Origin of the sequence: Streptococcus sp. UMB1203 (assembly GCF_030217725.1) — a bacterium.
Classification (GTDB): Bacteria; Bacillota; Bacilli; order Lactobacillales; family Streptococcaceae; genus Streptococcus.
On record NZ_JASOOK010000026.1, the window covers coordinates 1 to 25,621 of the forward strand.

The 25,621-nt window shown below is 40.5% G+C and carries 27 protein-coding genes and 2 pseudogenes; 9 read left to right on the forward strand and 20 right to left on the reverse strand.

What is annotated here, in order from left to right:
- Positions 1–90: 90 nt before the first annotated feature.
- From QP439_RS07105 to QP439_RS07145, 9 genes are all read right to left on the reverse strand, one after another.
- A complete protein-coding gene (locus tag QP439_RS07105) occupies positions 91–1,047 on the reverse strand; it encodes an ABC transporter permease (RefSeq protein ID WP_070527253.1) in 957 nt (318 codons plus the stop codon).
- A gap of 2 nt (positions 1,048–1,049) precedes the next feature.
- Positions 1,050–2,108: an ABC transporter permease gene (locus tag QP439_RS07110; RefSeq protein ID WP_023942990.1), complete on the reverse strand. Its 1,059-nt coding sequence runs from the start codon at positions 2,106–2,108 to the stop codon at positions 1,050–1,052.
- A complete protein-coding gene (locus QP439_RS07115; protein WP_033681960.1) occupies positions 2,101–3,636 on the reverse strand; it encodes an ABC transporter ATP-binding protein in 1,536 nt (511 codons plus the stop codon). Before QP439_RS07115 ends, QP439_RS07110 begins: the two co-directional genes overlap by 8 nt.
- A 143-nt stretch (positions 3,637–3,779) precedes the next feature.
- Complete coding sequence (locus QP439_RS07120) at positions 3,780–4,832, reverse strand: BMP family lipoprotein (RefSeq protein WP_203213315.1); 1,053 nt, start codon at positions 4,830–4,832, stop codon at positions 3,780–3,782.
- Between the two features lie 89 nt (positions 4,833–4,921).
- Positions 4,922–5,311 (reverse strand): cytidine deaminase, encoded by a 390-nt coding sequence (locus QP439_RS07125; protein ID WP_285389019.1) that lies wholly within the window; start codon positions 5,309–5,311, stop codon positions 4,922–4,924.
- Entirely contained in the window at positions 5,298–5,960 is a 663-nt protein-coding gene (gene deoC / locus QP439_RS07130; RefSeq protein ID WP_285389021.1) for a deoxyribose-phosphate aldolase, read from the reverse strand. The genes QP439_RS07125 and deoC overlap by 14 nt, the downstream gene beginning before the upstream one ends.
- 19 nt (positions 5,961–5,979) lie before the next feature.
- The gene (locus QP439_RS07135; RefSeq protein WP_285389024.1) at positions 5,980–7,257 is read right to left on the reverse strand and encodes a pyrimidine-nucleoside phosphorylase; all 1,278 of its coding nucleotides are present in this window, start codon (positions 7,255–7,257) and stop codon (positions 5,980–5,982) included.
- Entirely contained in the window at positions 7,254–7,844 is a 591-nt protein-coding gene (locus QP439_RS07140) for a class I SAM-dependent methyltransferase (RefSeq protein WP_285389027.1), read from the reverse strand. Before QP439_RS07140 ends, QP439_RS07135 begins: the two co-directional genes overlap by 4 nt.
- Before the next feature lie 210 nt (positions 7,845–8,054).
- On the reverse strand, positions 8,055–8,459 hold the full coding sequence (locus QP439_RS07145; protein ID WP_285389030.1) for a hypothetical protein: 405 nt from the start codon (positions 8,457–8,459) through the stop codon (positions 8,055–8,057).
- 201 nt (positions 8,460–8,660) lie between these two features.
- Here QP439_RS07145 and coaA point away from each other — a divergent pair, with 201 nt between their 5' ends.
- From coaA to QP439_RS07160, 3 genes are all read left to right on the forward strand, one after another.
- Entirely contained in the window at positions 8,661–9,581 is a 921-nt protein-coding gene (coaA, locus tag QP439_RS07150) for a type I pantothenate kinase (RefSeq protein WP_285389032.1), read from the forward strand.
- A gap of 67 nt (positions 9,582–9,648) precedes the next feature.
- Positions 9,649–9,885, forward strand: a complete 237-nt coding sequence (gene rpsT / locus QP439_RS07155; protein WP_001274000.1) for a 30S ribosomal protein S20 — start codon at positions 9,649–9,651, stop codon at positions 9,883–9,885.
- A 52-nt stretch (positions 9,886–9,937) separates the two neighbouring features.
- The gene (locus QP439_RS07160; protein ID WP_285389040.1) at positions 9,938–10,450 is read left to right on the forward strand and encodes a DNA topology modulation protein; all 513 of its coding nucleotides are present in this window, start codon (positions 9,938–9,940) and stop codon (positions 10,448–10,450) included.
- Between the two features lie 91 nt (positions 10,451–10,541).
- On the opposite strand, the gene deoD is transcribed toward QP439_RS07160, so the two are convergent.
- From deoD to rpiA, 6 genes and pseudogenes are all read right to left on the reverse strand, one after another.
- Entirely contained in the window at positions 10,542–11,252 is a 711-nt protein-coding gene (gene deoD, locus QP439_RS07165; RefSeq protein WP_261100701.1) for a purine-nucleoside phosphorylase, read from the reverse strand.
- A 402-nt stretch (positions 11,253–11,654) separates the two neighbouring features.
- Positions 11,655–12,938, reverse strand: coding sequence for a chloride channel protein (locus QP439_RS07170; RefSeq protein WP_285389044.1), 1,284 nt, complete (start codon positions 12,936–12,938; stop codon positions 11,655–11,657).
- A gap of 2 nt (positions 12,939–12,940) precedes the next feature.
- Positions 12,941–13,750 carry a purine-nucleoside phosphorylase gene (locus tag QP439_RS07175; protein ID WP_285389048.1) on the reverse strand — a complete coding sequence of 270 codons (810 nt, stop codon included), beginning with the start codon at positions 13,748–13,750 and terminating at the stop codon, positions 12,941–12,943.
- A pseudogene (locus tag QP439_RS07180) lies at positions 13,747–14,306 on the reverse strand (DUF1697 domain-containing protein). Before QP439_RS07180 ends, QP439_RS07175 begins: the two are co-directional and overlap by 4 nt.
- Position 14,307: 1 nt before the next feature.
- Positions 14,308–15,519 (reverse strand): phosphopentomutase, encoded by a 1,212-nt coding sequence (locus QP439_RS07185; RefSeq protein ID WP_285389052.1) that lies wholly within the window; start codon positions 15,517–15,519, stop codon positions 14,308–14,310.
- Between the two features lie 23 nt (positions 15,520–15,542).
- Positions 15,543–16,226 carry a ribose-5-phosphate isomerase RpiA gene (gene rpiA, locus QP439_RS07190; protein ID WP_285389054.1) on the reverse strand — a complete coding sequence of 228 codons (684 nt, stop codon included), beginning with the start codon at positions 16,224–16,226 and terminating at the stop codon, positions 15,543–15,545.
- Positions 16,227–16,457: 231 nt separating this feature from the next.
- Between rpiA and QP439_RS07195 the strand changes: the two genes are divergently transcribed.
- Positions 16,458–16,643, forward strand: coding sequence for a hypothetical protein (locus QP439_RS07195; protein WP_001068557.1), 186 nt, complete (start codon positions 16,458–16,460; stop codon positions 16,641–16,643).
- A 23-nt stretch (positions 16,644–16,666) separates the two neighbouring features.
- On the opposite strand, the gene QP439_RS07200 is transcribed toward QP439_RS07195, so the two are convergent.
- The 5 genes from QP439_RS07200 to QP439_RS07220 form a co-directional block, all read right to left on the reverse strand.
- Positions 16,667–17,518, reverse strand: coding sequence for an NAD(P)H-hydrate dehydratase (locus QP439_RS07200; RefSeq protein WP_285389058.1), 852 nt, complete (start codon positions 17,516–17,518; stop codon positions 16,667–16,669).
- A gap of 14 nt (positions 17,519–17,532) precedes the next feature.
- Complete coding sequence (locus tag QP439_RS07205) at positions 17,533–18,354, reverse strand: phosphate ABC transporter ATPase (protein WP_143952245.1); 822 nt, start codon at positions 18,352–18,354, stop codon at positions 17,533–17,535.
- A 136-nt stretch (positions 18,355–18,490) separates the two neighbouring features.
- Positions 18,491–19,348, reverse strand: coding sequence for a bifunctional methylenetetrahydrofolate dehydrogenase/methenyltetrahydrofolate cyclohydrolase (locus tag QP439_RS07210; protein ID WP_285389060.1), 858 nt, complete (start codon positions 19,346–19,348; stop codon positions 18,491–18,493).
- A gap of 177 nt (positions 19,349–19,525) precedes the next feature.
- Positions 19,526–20,260, reverse strand: a complete 735-nt coding sequence (locus QP439_RS07215) for an amino acid ABC transporter ATP-binding protein (RefSeq protein WP_203213327.1) — start codon at positions 20,258–20,260, stop codon at positions 19,526–19,528.
- Entirely contained in the window at positions 20,260–20,943 is a 684-nt protein-coding gene (locus tag QP439_RS07220; protein ID WP_001011642.1) for an amino acid ABC transporter permease, read from the reverse strand. Before QP439_RS07220 ends, QP439_RS07215 begins: the two co-directional genes overlap by 1 nt.
- 191 nt (positions 20,944–21,134) lie before the next feature.
- Between QP439_RS07220 and QP439_RS07225 the strand changes: the two genes are divergently transcribed.
- The 5 genes and pseudogenes from QP439_RS07225 to QP439_RS07245 all read left to right on the forward strand — a co-directional run.
- Positions 21,135–21,365, forward strand: coding sequence for a DUF1797 family protein (locus QP439_RS07225; protein ID WP_049515694.1), 231 nt, complete (start codon positions 21,135–21,137; stop codon positions 21,363–21,365).
- 229 nt (positions 21,366–21,594) lie between these two features.
- On the forward strand, positions 21,595–23,853 hold the full coding sequence (locus QP439_RS07230; protein WP_285389064.1) for an ATP-dependent Clp protease ATP-binding subunit: 2,259 nt from the start codon (positions 21,595–21,597) through the stop codon (positions 23,851–23,853).
- Positions 23,854–23,982: 129 nt separating this feature from the next.
- Positions 23,983–24,435 carry an NUDIX hydrolase gene (locus tag QP439_RS07235; RefSeq protein ID WP_020902950.1) on the forward strand — a complete coding sequence of 151 codons (453 nt, stop codon included), beginning with the start codon at positions 23,983–23,985 and terminating at the stop codon, positions 24,433–24,435.
- A gap of 58 nt (positions 24,436–24,493) precedes the next feature.
- Positions 24,494–24,793 (forward strand): DUF1827 family protein, encoded by a 300-nt coding sequence (locus tag QP439_RS07240; protein ID WP_000767189.1) that lies wholly within the window; start codon positions 24,494–24,496, stop codon positions 24,791–24,793.
- 134 nt (positions 24,794–24,927) lie between these two features.
- Positions 24,928–25,545, forward strand: a pseudogene (locus QP439_RS07245) (GNAT family N-acetyltransferase); the annotation flags it as partial.
- Between the last annotated feature and the right edge of the window lie 76 nt (positions 25,546–25,621).

Consider the following 25,621-nt stretch of genomic DNA (forward strand, 5'->3'; position numbering starts at 1 on the left):
ATCAAAAAAGAAAGGACGAAATTTGTCCTTTCTCGGTTTTAGCTTTTATTCAACCCACTACAGTTGACAAAGAGCCCGTTTTTTGTATGCTTATTTTGATTTGATATAGTTGATACCATCTGCTTTTGGTGCGACTGCTTTTCCAAAGAAGGCTGCCAAGACAAGAATTGTCAAGACATAAGGTGCGATTTGAAGATAAACTGTTGGCACACCTTGTAGGAACGGCAATTGAGAACCGATAACAGCCAAACTTTGTGAAAGTCCAAAGAAGAGACTAGATAGCATGGCTCCGATTGGATTCCATTTTCCAAAGATCATCGCAGCAAGAGCGATAAATCCAGGTCCAACAATAGTTGTCACTGAGAAGTTAACTGAGATGGATTGAGCATAAATCGCTCCGCCAATTCCACCTAGGAAACCTGAAATAATAACTCCAAAATATCTCATCTTGTAGACATTGATTCCCAAGGTATCCGCTGCTTGAGGGTGTTCACCGACAGAGCGAAGACGAAGACCAAATCGAGTCTTGAAGAGGATAAACCAAGCAAGGAATGAGAAGGCAATGGCCAGATAACCAAGTAGACTTGTTGACTTGAAGAAGATATCACCAATCACTGGGATATTTGCCAAGACTGGGAAATCAAAGCGTCCAAAAGTCTGACTTAGGTTGTCGGTTTGTCCTTTATTATAAAGCACTTTCACCAAGAAAACAGCCAAGGCTGGCGCCATCAAGTTCAATACCGTACCGCTGACAACATGGTCTGCACGGAAATGAACCGTCGCTGCTGCGTGGATGATAGAGAAGAGACCACCAACCAATCCTGCTACAAGCAAGGATAGCCATGGAGTTGCTGCTCCAAATTGTTCTGCAAATTCAAGGTTAAAGACAACTCCAGAAAAGGCACCCATAACCATAATTCCTTCAAGGCCGACGTTTACCACACCACCACGTTCAGAGAAAACACCACCGATACTTGTAAAGATGAGGGGTGCTGAGTAAATCAGCATAGAAGACACCAAGAGGGTGAGCAAGGTTGTAATAGACATCTTTACTTACCTCCTTTAACTTGTTTTTTCGGTTTGACAAAGCGTTCGATAAGGTAATGAACACTGACAAAGAAGATAATAGACGCTGTTACAATGCTGACAAGCTCAGACGGTACCTGCGCTGCATTCATACCAGGGGCTCCAACTTGGAGAACACCAAATAGGAAGGCTGCAAAGAGAATACCAATTGGTGAGTTGGCCGCAAGCAGACTAACCGCCATACCGTTAAATCCAACAGCCAATGACGCCCCTTGAACATAGACGTTCTGGAAGGTTCCAAGTCCTTCAACAGCTCCACCAAGACCTGCCAAGGCACCTGAAATAATCATAGATAGTATGATAGTCCGTTTGGCAGAAATACCAGCATATTCTGAAGCATGTGGATTAAGACCAACCGCACGGATTTCAAAACCAAGGGTTGTTTTCTTGAGCATGAACCAAATAACTGCAACGGCAATGATGGCAAAGAAAATACCGATATTCATCCGTGAGTTACCAGTCAACTCAGCCAACCAAGGGGTCTGATAGGTTGCATTAGCCCCAACACGAATCGTAGAATCTGTACTTTGCATGAAGTCTTTAGGAAAGGCATGGATAAAGGCATTTCCTACATACAAGACAATGTAGTTCATCATGATGGTTACGATAACCTCTGACGTCCCTAGATAAGCTCTAAGAATACCTGGAATGGCACCGACAATTCCACCAGCAATCAAGGCAATCACGATGGTTGCTAGAATCATCAAGGGACGTGGCATATCTGGATGCGATAAGGCAAACCAACCACTGAGAATCCAACCAGCCAAAGCCTGACCAGGAAGTCCGACGTTAAAGAAACCAGCGCGACTGGCAACGGCAAAACCAAGACCAATCAAGACCAGAGGCCCCATAGCACGGAAGATTTCTCCAATTCCACGCAGGCTACCAAAGGCTGTATAGAACAATTCTTCGTAGCCCCAAATAGCATCATAACCGAAAATCCACATGACAATGGCTCCGAGTAAAATTCCTAGGAATACAGAAATCAAGGGAACCGAAATTTGTTGTAATTTTTTAGACATCACTCTTCTCCTTTCCCAAGTTTCCACCAGCCATCAAGACACCAAGTTCTTGTTTATTGGTTGTTTCTGGTGATACAATACCTTGAATCTTACCATCGTGGATAACGGCGATACGGTCTGAGACGTTTAAAATCTCATCCAATTCAAAGCTGACAACAAGGACAGCCTTGCCATTATCACGCTCTTCAATCAAGCGCTTGTGGATATATTCAATGGCACCGACATCCAAACCACGAGTTGGCTGGCTGACGATAAGGAGATCAGGATCTCGATCAATTTCACGAGCAATAATTGCTTTTTGTTGATTTCCTCCTGAGAGTGCAGCTGCAGGCACAAATTCACTGGCAGCACGAACATCAAATTCTTCCATTAGTTTTTTAGCATAAGAAGTGATATTTGAATAGTTCAAAATTCCATTTTTACTATGTGGTTCTTTATAGTAGGTTTGAAGGGCAATATTTTCAGAGATCATCATTTCCAAAATCAAACCATCACGATGACGGTCTTCTGGAACGTGCCCAACACTCAACTCTGTAATCTGACGTGGGTGCAAGCCTACAATTGAATCTCCTTTTAACTCAATGCTACCAGATTCAACCTTGCGAAGACCTGTAATGGCTTGAATCAGTTCAGACTGACCATTTCCATCAATCCCCGCAATCCCAACAATCTCTCCAGCACGAACATCCAAGGATAGATTTTTAACAGCTGGAACACCGCGGTTTTCATTGACCACCAAGTCTTTAATAGACAAGACCACTTCTTTTGGTTGAGAAGCTTGTTTCTCTGTTTTAAAGGAAACAGAACGTCCCACCATCATTTCTGCCAAATCAGCATTGGTAGCCCCTGCGATTTCTACAGTTTCAATTGATTTCCCACGACGGATAACTGTAACACGGTCAGAAACTGCGCGAATCTCGTCCAACTTGTGGGTAATCAAGATAATTGATTTCCCTTCTTTGACAAGATTTTTCATAATAGCCATCAACTCATCAATTTCTGATGGAGTCAAAACAGCCGTTGGTTCGTCAAAGATAAGGATATCAGCCCCCCGATAAAGGGTTTTTAAAATTTCTACACGTTGTTGGGCTCCAACTGAGATATCTGCTACCTTGGCAGAAGGGTCAACAGCTAAGCCATAACGTTCAGAAAGAGCCTTGATTTCTTTGCTAGCTCCAGCGATATCTAGCACACCATTTTTAGTCAATTCACTACCTAAAATGATGTTTTCAGCCACTGTGAAGGCTTCTACCAGCATAAAGTGCTGGTGAACCATTCCGATTCCCAAGCTAGCTGCTTTAGATGGTGAGTCGAGGTTGACAACTTGACCGTTGACCACAATTTCACCACTGGTTGGTTCAAGAAGCCCTGCTAACATGTTCATGAGCGTGGACTTTCCAGCCCCATTTTCTCCTAAAAGTGCATGAATTTCACCTTTTCGTAGGTGCAGGTTGATTTTGTCGTTGGCAACAAATTCACCAAACACCTTGGTAATATCACGCATCTCAATGACATTTTCGTGTGCCATGTGCTCTTCCTTTCAGAGTCTTATTTTATTTCAATAAAACTTGCTAGTTTCTCTAGTAGCAAGCTTTACTGAGACAAAATGACTTTGTCTCAACTCTTAAAAAAGCGGCCGAGGGCCGCTTCCTAAGAAATGACTTCCATCCATTATTTTTCAGGAACTTTTACGCTTCCATCAAGGATTTTAGCTTTTGCATCTTCGACAGCTTTTTTACCTTCTTCTGAAAGGTTTGTAACTGCCAAGTCAACCCCTTTATCTTTCAATGAGTAAACGATCACTTGACCGCCAGGGAATTCACCTTTTTCTGCCTTGTTAGCAATATCTTTTACAGTTGTACCAACTTGTTTCAAAGTAGATACAAGAACGAAGTTTGATTCTTTGCCATCTTTAGAAGTGTATTTACCTTCTGCTTCTTGGTCACGGTCAACACCGATAACCCAAACTTTTTCATTTTCAGGACGGCTTTCGTTCAATGATTTAGCTTCTGCAAAGACACCAGCACCTGTTCCACCTGCTGCTTGGTAAACAACGTCTGCACCAGCTGCGTATTGTGCCGCTGCAATTGTTTTACCTTTAGCAGCATCACCAAATGAACCAGCATAGTCAACTTGTACTTTGATAGATGGGTCTACTGATTCAACACCAGCTTTAAATCCAGCTGCAAAACGTGAGATAACTTCAGATTCGATACCACCTACAAAACCAACTTGTTTTGTTTTAGTTGTTTTAGCCGCTGCAACACCCGCAAGGTAAGCCGCTTCATTATCAGCAAATGTTACACTAGCAACATTCTTTTGATCTTTAATCACATCATCAATCAAGACATAGTTCAAGTCAGAGTGGTCTTTTGCTGCTTCTTCAACCGCATTGTGAAGGGCAAAACCAACACCGAAGATTAGGTTGTAACTTCCAGCCGCTTGTTGCAAGTTGTTAGCGTAGTCAGCTTCACTTGTTGATTGGAAGTAAGTGAAACCTTTATCTTTTGAAAGATTGTGTTCTTTACCCCAGTCTTGCAAACCTTCCCAAGCTGATTGGTTGAATGATTTATCATCAACACCACCAGTATCAGTGACGATAGCTGCCTTTGTCTTCACATCAGAAGATGAAGCTGCGTTACGAGAAGAGCGGTTACCACATGCAGCAAGTCCAACTGCTGCCACTGCAACTAGACCAAGGCCTAGCCATTGTTTCTTGTTCATTACTGAACCTCCTAAATAAGATGTGCAACGATGTTGCAAGTATGGATTGATTGGCCACAAGGACCGTGTCACTCAAAGAGCGACCCAGACTAGTTTAAGTCTGTAAAAGAGTATGGAAGTAACTCCCCGACCGTCATCTCGACCGTCGATTTATCTTTTGCGACTAAGGTTACTTTTAGATCTTGTTCAAAAAATTCAGCCATCACTTGGCGACAAGCACCACATGGTGAGATTGGTTTTTCAGTCTGTCCATAGACAATCAATTCTGAAAACTCTCTTTGTCCTTCGGAAACTGCTTTAAAAATCGCTGTACGTTCTCCACAGTTGGTCAAAGAATAACTAGCATTCTCGATATTGACACCTGTATAAATACTATCATCTTTTGCGACTAGAACAGCACTGACCGGAAAGTGGGAATAGGGTACATAGGCTTTCTTGCTGGTTTCAATTGCTAGTTCAATCAACTCAGTAGTCGCCATCTGCCAATTCTCCTTTTAAAATGGCTACCCCAGCTGATGTTCCAATACGGGTCGCCCCTGCTTCAACAAAGGCAAGAGCATCTGCATAAGAACGGGCTCCGCCAGCAGCCTTGACTCCCATATCAGGTCCAACTGTTTCACGCATTAATCTAACATCTGCTACTGTAGCGCCACCAGTTGAAAAGCCAGTAGATGTTTTCACAAAATCAGCTCCCGCTTTTTGGGATAATTGACAAGCCACAACTTTTTCTTGATCTGTCAGAAGGCAAGCTTCAATAATGACTTTCACTAACTTGTCACCACTTGCTTCTACTACTGCGCGAATATCCGACTCAACCAAATCAAGATTACCTGATTTGAGAGCTCCAACATTGATCACCATATCAATCTCATCTGCACCATTTTGGATAACTTCTTTTGTTTCAAAAGCTTTCACAGTTGAAGTTGTTGCTCCCAAGGGGAAACCTACTACTGTGCAGACCTTGACATCTGTGTCTTCAAGACCTTTTTTAGCATGTTCAACCCAGGTCGGATTAACGCAAACACTGGCAAAATCATACTCTCTAGCTTCAGACAACAAACAATCAATTTGATTTTCTGTTGCATCCTGTTTTAAAAGCGTATGATCGATATATTTATTTAATTTCATATTCGGATTCTCCTGCGGTTTATGAGATAATTTCTATAATTTCTCGTAAACTTTGCACCCTATCATTTATTTTAACATATTTTTGAAAATCTGTAACTAGCTGAGGAGAAATTTTTCCATTTGTATATACTTTTGCAACAATTTCTCCCTTTTGAACGGAGTCTCCAACCTTCTTTTCAAAAACAATTCCAGTTTCATAGTCCAAATCATCAGTCTTGACTGCACGGCCCGCACCCAGTCTCATAGCATAAAGCCCAAATTCCATAGCTGGTAGAGCTGAAATGACACCCGTTTCCTGAGCAGGGATTTCCACCACATGGGCCACATTTACAGGACGATAGAGGTCTTCCAAGTCTCCACCTTGGGCTTGGACCATTTCCTCAAACTTAGCCAGCGCTTGACCATTTTCAAGATGTTGGTGAACTTCTTCAACTGTCTTGTTTACATTTGCCAAGTCAAGCATAATTTGAGCCAATTCACAGATGAAGTGGGTAATATCCTGGCGGCCTTGACCTTGTAAAATATCCAGTGCTTCAAGGATCTCCAGACGATTTCCAATCGCTCGTCCCAAGGGCTGACTCATATCCGTAATCACTGCTACCGTTTTCCGACCAACAGCCTTACCAAGATCCACCATGGTTTGAGCCAATTCACGCGCCTCATCAACCGTCTTCATGAAGGCACCCTCACCGACAGTCACGTCTAGCAAAATAGCATCTGCCCCTGCCGCAATTTTCTTGCTCATCACCGAACTCGCAATCAAAGGAATAGTGTCGACAGTTGCGGTCACATCACGAAGCGCATAGAGAAGCTTATCTGCTTTGACCAGCTGGTCTGATTGCCCAATGACAGATACATCAATATCCTGCACTTGTTCAATAAAATCCTCTTGACTACGTTCTACTTGATAGCCCTTAATGGACTCCAATTTATCGATTGTACCACCCGTATGACCAAGACCACGACCACTCATTTTTGCCACAGGCACACCGAAGCTAGCAACAAGAGGAGCTAAAATCAAGGTCACCTTATCACCAACACCACCTGTGGAATGCTTGTCAACCTTAACTCCATCAATAGCAGATAAATCAAACTCTTGCCCTGTCTTGACCATATTCATAGTTAGGTCAGAGATTTCTCGAGTCGTCATTCCTTTGAAATAAACAGCCATAGCAAAAGCAGACATCTGATAATCAGGGACAGTTCCTGACACATAGCCTTCTACCAGCCATTCAATTTCACTCGAAGTCAGTTCTTGACCATCTCGTTTCTTTTGGATTAAATCAACTGCTCTCATTCGTTCACACTTCTAAGGATATAGTATCCCTTATCTTTTTTGACAATTTCACAATTGCCAAACACATCTTCCATCTTGGACTTGGCACTTGGAGCCCCTTGTTTTTTCTGGATAACGATTGTTAAATCTCCACCAGTTTCCAAGAAATCCTTACTTTTCTCAATGATTTCATGAACCACTTGCTTGCCCGCACGGATAGGAGGATTGGAAATGACATGGTCAAATTTACCTTCAACTTGTTCATAGATGTTGGACTGGAAAATCGTCGCTGCTACTTTATTTCGTTCAGCATTTTGTCGCGCCAAATCCAAGGCACGATTATTAATATCGACCATGGTCGCCTGAACTCCATAAGCCTTAGCCAAAGACAAGCCCAAAGGCCCGTAACCACAACCTACATCAAGGACAGTTTCTCCTTGGTTGACCTCAAGACACTTGAGCAAGAGTTGACTTCCAAAGTCAACCATTTTCTTGCTAAAAACACCCGCATCCGTTAAAAAGGTCATTTTTTCTCCCAACAAGTCCACTATCAACTCATGAATGTCGTGAGCAGCGTCAGGATTTTCTGCATAATACATTTTACTCATGAAACTATTTTACCATAATTTGACTTAAATTGTAAATCGTTTACAAATTGCTAATAAAACGAAAAAGACTGAGGAAAACTAGTCAAGAAGACCTTTTCTTCAATCTCTTTCAACACTTTTAAATGAATGATAAAGCATTTTAGAACTAGAAATATCACAGTCAAGATAAAACAACAAATTTATTGTCTATAATCAAGTGCATTTTCATGACTATTGCTTAACCTTCAAATACTTTATTATTAACAAAATTCCCAACAAAATATTTAGATAAAAACCCAACTGATAAGTTTGTGTCAGGATTTCCAAACTTGTCCAAAGTCGTATCAAATCTTCTAGTGACATGCGGAAGAAATATCCCTCTGTAGCAATCCATAGGACTAAAAAGACATAACTACCAGCAGCAAGCCATTTCGTCCACCGTTTTTTTAGGAAGAAAGCAATCAAGAGCGAACAGATAAAGAAAATTGTTATAATGGCATGTTCCATCAAAAAAGTAAAACCGTAATAGGTTTCCACAAAGCGTCTACCATTATCCGCATTCGCCCCTTTTATAAAAGGTAGTGCAAAACTTAAAATAAAACAGAGTTCCAATATGTAACGTTTTAAGATTTTCATAGTACACCTCCTATATGTTGTGAACTAAAAATCCTCCTTTTATTAGCTCATAAATCAGTAGAATCTATCTCCTACTTCATCATTAAATTGTTCAGTCTCTATCTATCTCTATTATACGATATTTGATTACTATCATCAAGAAACCGCTTTATTTTTTTAGCTTTTTATGGTATGATAGACAAAATATCTAGGGGAAAACACATGACCAACGAATTTTTACATTTTGAAAAAATCAGTCGCCAGACTTGGCAATCTTTACATCGAAAGACGACACCTCCTTTGACAGAAGAGGAATTAGAATCCATCAAGAGTTTTAATGACCAGATTAGCCTGCAGGATGTAACCGATGTCTATCTTCCCCTAGCCCATCTCATCCAGATTTACAAGCGTACCAAGGATGATTTGGCCTTTTCAAAAGGGATTTTCCTTCAACGTGAAAGTAAATCCCAGCCTTTTATCATTGGAGTTTCTGGTAGTGTTGCCGTTGGAAAATCTACAACCAGCCGCTTACTTCAAATCCTACTATCCCGTACCCTTACAGATGCTACAGTTGAGTTGGTAACAACTGACGGCTTTCTCTACCCCAACCAGACCTTGATTGAACAAGGGATTTTAAATCGTAAGGGATTTCCTGAAAGCTATGATATGGAAGCTCTTCTCAACTTCTTGGACCGCATCAAAAATGGACAAGATGTGGATATTCCTGTCTATTCTCATGAAGTCTACGACATCGTCCCTGAGAAAATACAAAACGTCAAAGCTACTGACTTTGTGATTGTCGAAGGGATTAATGTCTTTCAGAATCCACAAAACGAGCGTCTCTATATCACTGACTTCTTTGACTTTTCAATCTATGTTGATGCCTCAGTAGATGACATCGAAAGTTGGTATCTCGACCGTTTCTTGAAAATTCTGAGCCTAGCCCAAAACGACCCTGATAGCTACTATTATCGTTTTACTCAAATGCCGATTGGGGAAGTGGAGGCCTTTGCTCATCAGGTCTGGACCAGTATCAATCTCACAAATCTGCAAAATTATATTGAACCAACTAGAAATCGTGCGGAAGTGATTCTTCATAAAACAAAGAACCATGAAATCGATGAAATTTACTTAAAAAAATAATTTTCCCTTGTCAAAACGTAAGTTTTCAGATATAATGGTATAGTTAGTAAATATGGAGGTAAGAACATTGGCAAACATTAAATCAGCTATCAAACGCGCTGAATTGAACGTTAAACAAAACGAAAAGAACTCAGCTCAAAAATCAGCTATGCGTACTGCTATCAAAGCTTTCGAAGCAAACCCATCTGAAGAACTTTTCCGTGCTGCTAGCTCAGCTATCGATAAAGCAGAAACTAAAGGTTTGATTCACAAAAACAAAGCAAGCCGCGATAAAGCTCGTCTTTCAGCTAAACTTGCTAAATAAGAAACAGTCCATAGAGGCTGTTTTTTTGTCTCCAAATAGGAAAAGGTAGAAAATGAAAATCGCAATTATCGGATATTCTGGTTCTGGTAAGTCAACTCTAGCAGAAAAATTATCTAACCACTACTCCATCCCAAAACTTCACATGGACACACTCCAATTTCAACCTGGTTGGCAAGACAGTGACCGTGAATGGATGTTGACCGAGATGAAAAACTTTCTCACCAAGCAGGAATCTTGGGTTATCGATGGTAATTATTCTTGGTGCTATTACGAAGAGAGAATGCAGGAAGCTGACCAGATCATCTTTTTAAACTTCTCTGCTTGGAATTGTTTGCTAAGAGCCTTTAAGCGCTATTTAAAATACAGAGGAAAAGTGAGAGAAAGTATGGCTAAGGGATGCCCCGAGCAATTCAACTGGGAATTTATTCGTTGGATTCTCTGGGATGGTCGAACAAAAAATGCTAAGGAAAGATACCAAAAATTAAGTGATACCTACCCTGAAAAGATGTATATTCTCCATTCTCAAGCAGAGATTGATTATTTCTTGCAATCTCTTAAAAAATAGACAATAGAGTAACATTCATTAAGGACAGTATGTAGTGAATGACTAAAAAAGGAAGATTTTCATTCAGAAAATCTTCCTTTTGTGTTCTCTTTTATTCAGCAATTAAGGTTTCTAGGCCAACCTTCATCATATCGGTGAAGGTATTTTGGCGTTCTTCTGCAGTTGTGTCTTCGTCAGGATTGACCAAGCTATCAGAAATGGTCATGATAGCAAGGGCATCAACATGGTATTGAGCAGCAAGATAGTAAAGAGCTGCTGCTTCCATTTCCACAGCCTTGACTCCCCATTTACCAAGCTCGATGTTCTTTTCAAAATAGTTTGAGTAAAAGACATCTGACGACAAAACGTTCCCAACGTGGGTGGTCATACCAAGTTCTTTGGCAATATGGTAGGCCTTATCTAGCAAATCAAAACTAGAGATTTGTGGGAAATCGTACTGTGGCCAGTCGTTGCGGATGATGTTTGAGTTGGTTGCTGCTGCCTGCGCCAAAACCAATTCACGGACATGGACATCTTCGTTTAAGGAACCAGCAGTTCCCACACGAATCAATTTCTTAACACCGTAGTCTACAATTAACTCACGCGCATAAATCGAAATTGATGGCATTCCCATCCCAGTTCCCATGACAGATACACGGTGACCCTTGTAAGTACCAGTGTAACCAAACATGTTACGCACTTCGTTAAAACAAACAGCATCTTCAAGGAAATTCTCCGCAATAAACTTAGCACGAAGAGGATCCCCAGGAAGAAGAATTTTATCAGCAATTTCACCCTGCTGAGCAGCAATATGGATAGACATAATATAAGATACCAAACCCGTCAAAAAGCAAAGGGAAAATAGGAGTTGGGTGCAGTGAGCGATGCTCGCTAGACCAACTATCTTTTTCCCACTGCTTTTAGGGTGGGTTCAATTCCTTTCTTTCTTAATTTTGATGATATTGAGAAGATTAGACCGGTTTCAATTCAAATCCGAACTCCCCTTCTCTTCTGAGTTTTTAGAAAAGTTTTCCGCTCGTGTTCAAATTAGAACATCTCGCTCTACCTTTCTTTTTTTATTTTTATATTTCATAGCTAGGAAAAATCGGATTCAACAATGACTCCGATAATCCTACTACATTTTTATTTAAAACAGTTATAAATAAATTGAGAGTATTTTTTTATCTTTTAAATCAAATCCTTGATTAGAAGAAATGGGCATTTCCTACCTAATTACTTTATTCTTTGACTTCTGACACAGTATGTTAGCCCAAGAAAAACGGTCTAATATTTTTGCAAATTCATAGGCTAAAACAGCTGTTACTAAGATATACGGAAGAGATTCTATACCTAGCCCAGTGAAGCCTATTACTAATCCAGTTGCAGACCAGGGAGCCCTCAAGGTCACAGACAAAAAGCAAACAGATCCCAAAAGCAAAATGCTTGGCTGGCTATCCCCACCTAGAATCATTCCAAAGAGAGCAGCTCCAGCCATCCCCAAGGCAAAAGATGGCGTAAGTGTACCACCATAGGCCCCTGCCCACAGAGTAATAAGAACAACTAATGCTTTTAATATAAACAAAAGGAGTACTGTTTTGCCATTGCTACCATTCAATACTTCCTGAGCCATCATACGTCCATTTCCAAGTAGATGTGGAAAATAACTTGCTAATCCAATAAGAAAAAGAAAAGCTGAGGGCAATGTTAGAAGTATTCGTTTATCTTTTATTCTGTTTGAAGACGCTGCCTTACTTAAGCGACCAAAAAGCCAAGCTAGTGGGGTTAAGAAAAGAAGTAATAAGGGAATAATCCATATTTGCTTTAAGGACCATGTGATGGCTGGAGTCTGGTAGAGAGCCTGATCTGAAATAACCAAGCCTGCTATATAGGTTGAAACATAGGTAGTCAAACCGACTAAGACAAATCGTTTAATAGATAGAGAAATTCCTAGGGTTTCAAAAACAAAGAAGACACTTGTTAATGGAACCTGATAAACAGCCGCTAAACCAGCACCAGCACCACAAGCAAGCAGGAAGATACGATCCTTCATAGACAGTATACATATTTTTCCAATTTGTCCTGCAAATAGAGTCCCAATCTCTCGTGGTGCAGCTTCTTTGCCAATAGGGGCTCCCCCTCCAACTGCAATAATCTGCCAAATTGAATGAAATAGCTGTTTTAGAAAATGAAGCTTGTATTGTGAAGTCTCATCCTTCATCTGAGCTTTGATGGAATAAATCTTCGACCCTTTTTGCAAGAAATACCAGACCAAGGATGAGCCAAGACCCACGATTATTAAACTTAGTTCTATCCGTGAGGAGGAAACTCCATCTGTCAAAAATCCACTATGATGTTCTGACTGACCAAAAGCTAGACTCTCTACTATCTCTAAAAGATAATGGAGAAAAATACCAGATAAACCCGAAACTATTCCTTGTAGAATCACTGCTAGGAATAATCTAAAATTATAAGGAATCTTTCGAAAAAATCTCCTCAAGTCCTTTAACATGATTACAATTCTGCAAGAATCGCTTTAAGCAAGCCCTTGAAATCACCTTTGACACGTTCGGTTACTTCTACAACTTCTTCGTGGTTGAGTTCTTCTTGGAATCCAGCTGCAAAGTTAGTAATACATGAAATTCCTAGAACTTTCAAGCCTGAGTGTGCTGCCACAATAACTTCAGGAACAGTGGACATACCAACTGCATCTGCTCCCAGTGTCTTATAGGCGCGAATTTCTGCTGGTGTTTCATAAGTTGGACCAGTAACACCGATATAGACACCTTCATCAAGCTTGATACCAAGTTTTTTAGCCACTTCATGGGCAGTAGCACGGTATTCTGGTGTGTAGGCCTTAGACATATCTGGGAAACGAGGACCAAAGTCATCCAAGTTTTCACCCATCAATGGGTTTTGACCTGTCATGTTGATATGGTCTGAGATAGCCATCAAGGTACCAGGACCAAATCCAATACCTCCAGCTGCATTGGTTACAATGACACCTTCGCATCCGAGAACTTTCATCACACGTACTGGGAAAGTCACGACTTCAAGAGGATTTCCTTCGTAGAAATGGAAACGCCCTTGAAGAGCTAAGACCTTGCGACCTGCAAGTTCACCATATACCAATTTCCCAGCGTGTCCGACTACTGTAGAGCGGCCCCAGTTTGGAATATCTGCATAGTCTACTACAACAGGATTTTCGATTTCTTCTGCCAGTTCTCCAAGTCCTGATCCAAGGATTAGACCGAACTCAGGTGCTTGGATTCCCTTGTCTTTCAGGAAGGCAGCTGTTTCATTGATTTTATCTAAAAATGTCATTGTGTGTCTCCTTTATTATTTTTAGCATTTGACCGATTTTGTCAAAAGTTTTAGCATTGCGAATGGTGATGTTGCGATAAAAAGGCATCTTGAGCAAGTACTTATGATAGGCAGTTGCATAGTAGGATTCTTCAGAAAATTTCCCCCAGAAAATACCAAGTTTTCCAAAATGAACGACTTCATCTTCCAGTTCCAAATTGTCTACTTTCTCAATGACTTGAGTCACATCCAAGCCCTCCGTGTAAAAGAGGACATCCTTTCGTGCCAAATCTTTGGTCCACCAATCTGGCAGATTCTTCAGCTCTTCTTCATAATCTTCCTGACTCAGCAAAGAAAAGCTCTGAATAAATGGATAATGGACTGCAAAGAAAGCCTCTAACATTTCGACCAATCGGGCTTTGGCATCTGTCGAAGTAAAGAAAATATTGCCACTGTTGATGTAGGTTTCAACTTTTTCCAGTCCCAACTCTGTCAATTCTTGACGAAGTTGCGCCATGACAACTTTATTTTTCCCACCGACATTAATGCCCCTTACCAGTAAAGCATAGCGTTTCATCTTATACCAATTTATCTAAGAAACTTTCCCCGATCATGGCTGTTTCAACACCAAAGTTATCCGCAACAGTCGCTGAGATATCTGCGAAATGACTGACAGGCAGTAAACCATTTCCTTTAAAGGCAGGGCTATAGGCCAACAATGGAATATATTCACGAGTGTGGTCTGTTCCTGCATACGTTGGGTCATTTCCATGGTCCGCAGTAATCAAGAGAAGGTCGTTCTCTCTCATGGCTGCGATAATTTCAGGCAAGCGTTCATCGAACTCATGCAAGCAATCACGGTAACCATGAGCATTACGACGGTGGCCGTAAAGGGCATCAAAGTCAACCAAGTTTGTGAATGAGAATCCTTTTTCAAACTCAGCAAGGCCCATGGTCTTCAATAGTGTATCAATTCCATGACTATTTGACTTGTTGTGACCCATGTCATGGTTAATACCAGCACCGTTAAAGATATCGTTGATTTTACCAACAGCATAAGTATCGATACCAGCTTCATTCAATTTATCCAAAACAGTTGGGGCAAATGGAGATACAGCCAAATCACGACGGTTTGCAGTACGAGTGAAGTTACCTGGTTCACCTACATAAGGACGAGCAATGATACGACCAAGAAGGGCCGGGCGCTCAAGCGTAATCGAACGAGCGTACTCACAGATACGGTAGAGTTCATCCAGAGGAATGATGTCTTCGTGAGCAGCAATTTGCAAAACAGGATCAGCTGAAGTATAGATAATCAACTCTCCAGTTTCCATTTGACGTGGTCCAAAATCATCGATAACTGCTGTTCCTGAGTAAGGTTTGTTGGCTTCACGAATGACCTTGCGTCCTGAGAATTCTTCAATTTTTATCAAGATTTCTTCTGGGAATCCGTTCCAGAAAGTATCGAAAGGCTCAGTGATATTGAGTCCCATGATCTCCCAGTGTCCAGTCATAGTATCCTTACCAAGAGATACTTCTTCTAATTTTGTTGCATATCCAGTTGGATTACTTTCTGCCGGTACAGTCTTAAGAGGAGTTTCACGAGGAATATTTCCTAGACCGATTTTAGCCATATTTGGCACATTCAAACCAACTGTTTTTGAAATGTGTCCCAATGTGTCAGAAGCCCCATCTGGAACCCCTGCATTGACAAAGTTATTAGCATCTGGTGCAGCACCAATTCCCACAGAATCTAGTACTACCAAGTGAATACGATTAAATTTTGACATAGTGTATCTCCTTATTATTTTGATTATTTTGCTTTTGTTGAAGTTAAAATCTGAACTCCATCTTGTCCAGCAACGATGATCTTATCTACCATTTGGTTAAATAAGCCGTGTTCTACAACACCAACGACATGGTCCAATTCTTGCCCAAAGGCAATTGGATTTTCAATGACATCTAAGGCAAGGTCAATGATAAAATTCTGCATATCTGTCACAAAACGTTGACCGTCTTTTTCACGGAAACTTGGTTTGTAGCCAGCTCGCTCAAAACGACGAAAAACCTGTTCTGCGCCATACTGAACCACTTCTACTGGCAATTTAAAAGCACCTAGTTTGTCTACCATCTTGCTTTCATCCACCACCCAAATGTATTCTTTTGAGGGCGTTGCGACAACCTTCTCCATGAGAAGGGCACCTCCACCGCCTTTGATTCCGTTAAACTGACTATCCACTTCGTCCGCCCCATCGACTGTCACATCGACAAAATCCACTTGGTCAATAGACTTGAGTGGGATCTTAAGACCTTCAGCCTGTTTACTAGTCACGCTAGAAGTTGTTACTGCTGTAATCTGCAATCCCTCTTCCTTGATACGACGACCAATTTCTTCGACAAAATAGTAGGCAGTAGAACCCGTTCCCAGTCCGACAACCATGCCATCCTTGACAAACTCAGCAGCCTTGATGCCTGCCATTTTCTTCAGATTTTCCACTCAAACACCTCCATTAAAGAGCTATTTCTATTATAACATGTATCCGTTTTTATTTCATGGATACACTAGAAAAACCCGAACATTTTTATTTTTATGTCCACCTTGTTTTGGTAGTTAGAATCTTAGTTATGAGAACTTGTAGATAAAAACATGTCCTAGCCCAAAGCAGCAACAGTTGATTTTTTATCATAAAGATGATTAAATAGTTAAGTACAGAAAAGGAGAAATAAGATGAACCCATTAGATTTGTTTAACCAAGTAAAAGAATTAATCGAAACAAAAGATTTCGAAGCTGCAAAAACATTTGTTGCAGAAAATCAAGACCAACTTGGAGAATACTTCTCTCAAGCTCAGCAGTTGATTTCTGGCTCTGAAGGTCTAGATGGCCTCGTTGGAAAGATTAAAGGATTTTTCTAAAAGATATAAAGGCGCCTGAACGATCAGGTGCCTTTTTGAGATATTTTATTCATTACTTTAGGAAGACAATTACTAATTTCCGTTGGCAAGACCACATAATGTTCTTGAGCTAGTTCTTGAGCAATAGCTGAATGAAGATGTGTTGCTACTGCCACACGTTCGTAGAGACTGGCCTGTCGAAATTGGCCTGCAAATCCTGCGATCATCCCAGCCAGAGTATCTCCCATTCCCCCAGTCGCCTGATAGGGACCGCCAACCTGTAACTGGTAATAATCAGATTGGCCAGCTTGCCAAATACGAGTAGCTGGACCTTTTTCTACCAAAATTGTTCCTTGAGGGAAAGAAGTCAGGGCACTAGCTGTTGCATCTTCGCTTTGATTTTCAATCGTAATACCAGACAGCTTTTCCCATTCTTTTTGGTGGGGAGTTAGGATAAGCTGATTAGATAGAAATGATAAACTTGTTCTAGCAAGAATGGTCAGGGCACCACCATCTACAATCAAAATCTGTTTTTGGCTTAAATTAACAAAGACTTGTTTGACTAGATCTTCTCCAAAAGCATCGTCTTGTAAACCAGGCCCCAGCAGGACAACTTCTGCCTTCTCCAATTGCTCTTTTAACAATTGCTGGTCTTGAAGAGAAAAGGCCATAGCCTCAGGTAAATGACTGTGCAAAGCTGGGATATTTTCCCTATCTGTTCCAACAGTCACCAATCCTGCACCGCTTTTTACAGCTGCTAAAGTAGCCATGATGATGGCACCACCATAAGGATAGGTACCACCTAGCAACAGCAAACGACCGTAGTTTCCTTTATGACTTGCACGAGAACGTTCAATAATGACTTTTTCTAGTAAGGTTTGATCAATAACTTTCATCGTTTTTTCCTCAACTATCCTTTATCTGATTGTTTTAAAACAACTTGATAGACTTTCTTAGTCCACTCTTCTAAGTCTTCTCCAGCATATTCAAGATAATGCACCCTATCTTGTATTTTAGTTGGAATAATATTTTCAAATTGGCTCTTATTATGAGTTGGAATAATGCAAATATACAACTCACTAAATAAATTCACCATGTCCTTAATTTTTGCAACATGGTAGCCATCAAAAATATAACCAGTAACTTTAATTAAATCTGTATAGATAAAATGAAAACTCACTCCAGGAATAAACTTGTCTTGTAATTCTTTCTTTGAAGGAGCTCGACCTAATAAACGCTCCATTGCTAATCGATAACCAGAACTTGTATTTGACCACCCTAACATGACATAGTCAAAATAATCTATCGGATCCGATGCAGCATTTCGACTATCCAAAACCAACTCCTCAGCATCTCGCCCAAAGGCTTTCACAGCAGATAAGAGCTGACCTGTTTTAAAGATAGAAATCGCTGCATCTATAGTCGTAGTATGACTACAGTAGTCTGAAGTCACTAACCTCTTATGTAGATCATAAGTCGAGGCTACTCTTTTATCTGTAGGGGTAAATGGTGGAAAAAAGGGATGCTGACAGATGTAATCTAAAATTTCTTTTTTTAAACAAGAATCAGCACACTCAATACTTGTTTGACGTTTATGAAGTTTTTCGTAAGCTATAAATTTAGCAATTTTTTCTAATTCCCACTCTTGAATATTTGGATAATAAATTAGTGCTAAGTAGTATATTCCATCCCATTGTAAACTATATTCCCCATTATAAATTTTTAAAATCATCTAATCACCTCACTCCATTATACAACAAAAAGGAGGCGCAGACCTCCTTTTGTAATCTTATATCGAAAATTTAATATTCATGTCTGCCATTTTAGATATAGCTATAGAAAATACACTATCTTAAGCGATTTTTCTCTTATTTGCTATCCAATGTCCGAAGTGCTGCTTGATAAGTTTGCTCCATTAGCATAGTAATGGTCATAGGACCAACACCTCCAGGAACTGGCGTGATATGGCTAGCAAGTGGTGCAACCGCCTCATAATCAACATCCCCACAAAGCTTGCCATTTTCATCTCGGTTCATCCCAACGTCAATGACAACCGCACCTGGTTTCACAAAATCAGGAGTCACAAACTTAGCACGACCAATTGCGACCACCAGAATATCCGCTTTTGCAGCAACCTTAGCTAGATTATGGGTGCGTGAGTGAGTCAAGGTTACTGTCGCATTTTTGGCCAAAAGAAGCTGAGCCATGGGTTTTCCGACGATATTGGAACGACCGATGACGACCGCATTTTTACCTTCCAAGTCAATCCCGTATTCATGAAACATTTCCATAATCCCTGCAGGTGTTGAAGGAATCATGACTGGGTGCCCAGACCAGAGACGTCCCATGTTTAGGGGATGAAAACCATCTACATCCTTTTCAGGATCAATGGCCAATAAAACTGCCTCTTCATCGATATGTTTGGGTAAAGGTAACTGAACCAAAATCCCATGCCAAGCTGGATCTTGATTATATTTGGCAATCAAATCCAACAATTCCGCTTGGGTAATGGTATCTGGAACTCGCACAACTTCACTATGGAAACCAGCTGCAAGTGCTGACCTCTCCTTGTTGCGAACATAGACTTGGCTAGCAGGGTTGTCCCCAACCAAAATCACCACCAAACCAGGTACTAGCCCTGTGTCTTCCTTTAATCTTGCAGTCTTTTCAGCCAGCTGTCCTTGTAACTTAGCTGCTAGAGCCTTCCCATCAATAATCTGTGTCATATCACTTCTCTTTTCTTTCAAATATCTTCCATTATACCAAAAACTGCTAATCCCCTCTAACACTTCTTTCCTAGGAAAGCCTATAGTTGTAAACTATAAGAAAAAGCTCTAATCGAGCTTTTCACTAATCTATATTTTATATATAAAGTTTACTACGAATAACTCCACAAAGCTAATTTATAAAACCTTACTTAAGAAGTCCTTAGTCCGTTGTTCTTGGGTTTGTTCAAAAATCTTTTCAGGTGTTCCGTCTTCAACAACCACACCGTCTGCCATAAAGATGACACGATCTGCAACCTCACGCGCAAATCCCATTTCATGAGTTACGATAACCATGGTCATTCCTGACTTGGCTAGGTCTTGCATAACCGCCAGCACCTCACCTACCATTTCAGGGTCCAGGGCTGAAGTCGGCTCGTCAAAGAGTAAAACATCTGGTTCCATTGCCAAACCACGCGCAATGGCAATCCGCTGTTGCTGGCCACCTGACAAACTCTGTGGATAAGCAGTTGCCTTATCTGGCAAACCAACTTTTTCCAAAAGCTCTTGGGCTCTCTTCTCAGCAACAGCCTTGCTCTCACCTTTGGTCTTGATAGGTGACAAGATGATATTTTCCATCACAGTCATATTAGGAAAGAGATTAAATTGTTGGAAAACCATGCCCATCTTCTCACGCATGGCAAAGAGGTCATTCTTCTTGTCCGTAATATCGACTCCCTCAAAGATAACCTTCCCCTTGGTTGCTTCTTCCAACAAATTCATAGAGCGAAGCAAGGTAGATTTCCCGCTCCCTGAAGGACCGATGATAACAACAACTTCTCCTCTTTTAATCTCGAGGTTGATGCCCTTCAATACTTCATTCTTTCCAAATGATTTATGTAAATTTTCGATTTTTATCAAGGTTTCTGTCATTATTTCTTATCTCCTTGTCCCATACGTTTTTCAAAAGCTTTCAAGGCTACTGTCAAAATAGAAGTCATAATCAAGTAATAAAAGGCTGCAAATAAAAGTGGAGTCAGAGGTAGATAGGTTGTTGTAGAAACTGTTGTAGCCCCATTCCACAACTCCATGACACCGATAGCTGATAAGAGGGAACTATCCTTGATAATAGTGATAAATTCGTTCCCCAAAGCTGGCAAGATATTTTTGATAGCTTGTGGCAAAATTACATAGCGCATCGCATTTTTAGGACGAATCCCTAGCGAATAAGCCGCTTCTAGCTGACCTTTTGGAACCGCATTAATCCCGGCACGAACAGTCTCAGAAACATAAGCACCACTGTTCATAGAGATAATCAAAATCCCTGGAATCAGACGAGAAAGGTCAACACCTAAAATTCCAACCTGAATAGTCGGAGCATTGATGTGCATAAGGGCAAAGGCAATCATAATCTGAACCATCATCGGTGTCCCGCGGAAAATCCAGACGTACAAGTTGGCGAGCCAGACAAGCGGTTTAAACTTTGAACGTTGCCCAAAAGCCAAGACAACACCCAAAATAGTTCCCAAAAAGACAACACAGATAGAAATGAGAACCGTCACGACAGCCCCATAGTTAAAATAAGGTAAATACTTAGGTAAAAAAGAAAAATTCATAGTCACACTGCTTTCTAAAATAGAATACTGTATGATTATAACATGTATTGAATTAAAATTCAAACTTTTTATCCGATTTATTCAAAAAAGTCTTTAAGCTGGTGGAATTAGCGAGAAATCTTAGTTTTTTCTAGTCAAGTTGGCCTCCTTTATGGTAAAATAGTAACGATAAGAAATGAAGGAGAATCAAAATGGAATCACATTTGGTTAGAATCATCAACCGCCTTGAAGCAATGACAAAAGACGGTGGAAATTTAAAACGTAATTTTGAACGCGAAGGAGTTGTTGTTGCAGAAGTTGCATACAGCCATGATGAAGAAAACGGCTCAATCTTTACTCTTCGTGATGTAGAAGCTCGCGAAACGTATACTTTTGATAGCATTGACTTGATTGCAATGGAGATTTACGAACTTCTCTACTAATCTAAAACAAGCCGGGATTGCCCCTGCATGTCTAACCAAAATCCTTTTTGTCTCACAAATAGGATTTTTTTATAACTCAAATTCTCAAAAATTTTCATTGTAACAACTTCTCAAAGCTGCAATCTTTTTACTTGCTTTACACCCCAATCCTGTTATAATGAGAGTATAGAAATTTGACTATTTTTGACCTTTAAACAGGTCAGCCTAAAGAAAGAAATGAGGTAGATGTATGCTTTGTCAAAACTGTAAAATCAACGACTCAACAATTCATCTTTACACCAATCTCAATGGAAAACAAAAACAAATTGACCTCTGTCAAAACTGCTACAAGATTATCAAGACTGATCCTAACAACAGTCTCTTTAAAGGTATGACGGATTTGAACAATCGTGACTTTGATCTTTTCGGCGATTTCTTCAACGACCTAAACAATTTCAGACCTTCTAACAATACTCCTCCAACTCCCCCAACCCAATCAGGTGGAGGCTACGGTGGAAACGGCGGTTATGGCTCCCAAAATCGTGGACCTGCCCAAACTCCGCCTCCTAGCCAAGAAAAAGGCCTGCTAGAAGAATTTGGTATCAATGTAACTGAGATTGCTCGTCGTGGCGATATTGACCCCGTTATTGGACGCGACGATGAGATTATCCGTGTCATCGAGATTCTCAATCGTAGAACCAAGAATAATCCTGTTCTTATCGGTGAACCTGGTGTCGGAAAAACTGCCGTTGTCGAAGGTCTAGCTCAGAAAATTGTTGATGGCGATGTTCCACATAAACTCCAAGGCAAACAAGTCATCCGTTTGGATGTAGTTAGCTTAGTTCAAGGAACGGGTATCCGTGGACAATTTGAAGAACGCATGCAAAAACTCATGGAAGAAATTCGCAAACGTGAGGATATTATCCTCTTTATCGATGAAATCCATGAAATTGTTGGTGCGGGGTCTGCGGGCGATGGCAATATGGACGCAGGAAATATCCTCAAGCCAGCCCTTGCTCGTGGGGAACTGCAACTGGTCGGTGCCACTACCCTCAATGAATACCGTATCATTGAAAAAGATGCTGCCCTAGAGCGTCGTATGCAACCTGTTAAGGTCGATGAACCAACCGTAGAAGAAACAATCACTATCCTCAAAGGAATTCAAAAGAAATACGAAGACTACCACCACGTTCAGTATACCGATGCTGCAATTGAAGCAGCTGCAACTCTTTCCAATCGCTACATCCAAGATCGCTTCTTACCTGACAAGGCCATTGACCTCCTAGATGAAGCAGGTTCTAAGATGAACTTAACCTTGAATTTTGTTGATCCTAAAGTAATTGATCAACGCTTGATTGAGGCTGAAAATCTTAAATCTCAAGCTACACGAGAGGAAGATTTTGAGAAGGCCGCCTACTTCCGCGACCAGATTGCCAAGTATAAGGAAATGCAAAAGAAAAAGGTCACGGACCAAGATACTCCTATCATCAGTGAAAAAACTATTGAGCATATTATCGAGCAGAAAACCAATATCCCTGTAGGTGATTTAAAAGAGAAAGAACAATCGCAACTCATCCATCTAGCCGAAGATCTCAAGTCTCATGTTATTGGACAGGATGATGCTGTCGATAAGATTTCCAAGGCTATTCGCCGGAATCGTGTCGGTCTCGGTACGCCAAACCGCCCAATCGGTAGCTTCCTCTTCGTTGGGCCAACTGGTGTCGGCAAGACAGAACTTTCCAAACAACTAGCTATTGAACTCTTTGGTTCTGCTGACAGCATGATTCGCTTTGACATGAGCGAATACATGGAAAAACATAGTGTGGCTAAGTTGGTCGGTGCCCCTCCAGGTTATGTCGGCTACGAGGAGGCTGGGCAATTAACGGAAAAAGTTCGTCGCAATCCATATTCACTTATTCTCTTGGATGAAGTAGAGAAAGCCCATCCAGATGTTATGCACATGTTCCTTCAAGTCTTGGACGATGGTCGTTTGACAGATGGACAAGGACGTACCGTTAGTTTCAAGGATGCCATCATCATCATGACTTCAAATGCAGGTACAGGTAAGGCCGAAGCCAGCGTTGGATTTGGGGCTGCTAGAGAAGGACGTACCAATTCTGTTCTCGGTGAACTCGGTAACTTCTTTAGCCCAGAGTTTATGAACCGTTTTGATGGTATTATCGAATTTAAGGCTCTCAGCAAAGATAACCTCCTTCAGATTGTCGAGCTTATGCTTGCAGATGTTAACAAACGTCTTTCTAGCAACAACATTCATTTGGATGTAACCGACAAGGTCAAGGAAAAATTGGTTGACCTTGGTTATGATCCAAAAATGGGAGCACGCCCACTTCGTCGTACTATTCAAGACTATATTGAGGACGCAATCACTGACTACTACCTTGAAAATCCAAGCGAAAAAGACCTCAAGGCAGTGATGACCAGCAAGGGTAACATTCAAATCAAATCTGCCAAAAAAGCTGAAGTAAAGACTTCTGAAAAAGAAGTATAAATCCTATAGAAAAGGAGTAGAAAATGAAAATTTTCTGCTCCTTTTTACTAAAATAACTATAAATTCTTGACAGCTAGGCCTTTGTCCATTAAGATAATAATAAAGATAATAGATAATGAGGAAAATGCAATGGCAAACCCAACTTTCGGAGAAAAAAAAGCGAATACAGACTATGTTTCACGCTATGGCGTATATGCAGTTATACCTGATGCTGAACAAAAACAAATTGTTCTTGTTCAAGCACCCAATGGCGCTTGGTTCCTACCAGGTGGCGAAATTGAAGCTGGTGAGAACCATCAGGAAGCCCTAAAACGTGAATTGATTGAAGAGCTTGGCTTCACAGCTGAAATTGGTGCCTATTACGGACAAGCTGACGAATATTTCTACTCTCGTCATCGTGACACCTACTACTACAATCCTGCCTACCTCTATGAAGCAACTTCTTTCAAAGAAGTGCAAAAGCCACTAGAAGACTTTAATCATATTGCCTGGTTCCCTATTGATGAAGCTATTGAAAATCTCAAACGTGGTAGCCATAAATGGGCAATCCAATCATGGAAAAAACAGCATAAGATTGACTAAATCCAGCCACTTTATTCAAAAAGTGCTATAATAGAATTAGAAAATCGGAGGAAATGTTATGAAGCTAATCAATACGACAAACTCACACTCGCAACTTGTTAAAAGCCAGCTAGAAAGTACAGACGCAACCCTTGTTGAGGTCTATTCTGCAGGGAATACCGATGTTATTTTTACCCAAGCTCCGCTTCACTATGAAATCCTCATCTCAAACAAACACCGCGCTATTCGCGAACCTGAAATCGAAGCTATTCAAGAATTTTTCTTGAAACGTAAAATTGATAAGGACTCTATTGATGAGGCCAATATCAAAACCCTCTATTCAGAAAAATTAATTGGAATTTCAATTCCGACCAAATAAAATCTTGGAGAGATTAGAAAGTACTTTGAACCTTATGGAACAAAATTAGGTTTATTTATCTTTTTAAATCATCTCCAATTTTTTATCTTGAAATCTTATCATACAAGATTTTATAGATAATTAAGGAGACAAACATGGGACACATCATATATAGAGAGGCAAGAATTGAAGAAAGCAAAAAAATTGGAAAATTATTAGCCAAGTCTTTTCTTGACTATCCCTTTTTAACGATTATAACTGATGATTTAAAGAAACCTGATTCCTATCCTGCGTTTGTAGAAGCGATGCAAACAATGCTTACCAGAGTCTATATTCAAAAAGGAAACTGTTTAGTTTCGGAACAAGATGGAGAATTACTAGCAGTTGCCCTTTTGCAACAAAAGGATTTCTGTATACTATCCTATCTACGAAATGGTGGAACAAACATTTTTCGCTACATTCGACCACAAAATCTTTTTAAATACTTTGACTTTGTAAAACGTTCCAAAAAACATTTAGAAAAATCTGGAGAGTTTGATTGGTATTTGATGGCCTTAGCTGTCAATGTATCAAATAAAGGGCTGGGAATAGGCAGTACATTTTTGAAACAAGGAATTGAACCCTATGTCAAATCACAAGGCTGTAAGCACTTGGACCTCATTACAAGCACAGCAAGAAATGCCTCATTCTACGAAAAAAATGATTATGTATTACTGGACCATATGGACTTAGAATACGGATCAAAATCAATTGGTAACTGGGCATTTTTAAAAGGCTCTATAATATTTGTAGTGGGTAAATCCCCTATGGATCTTATGGAGCCTTTTTTGTGTAGAAAAAAAGTCCCAT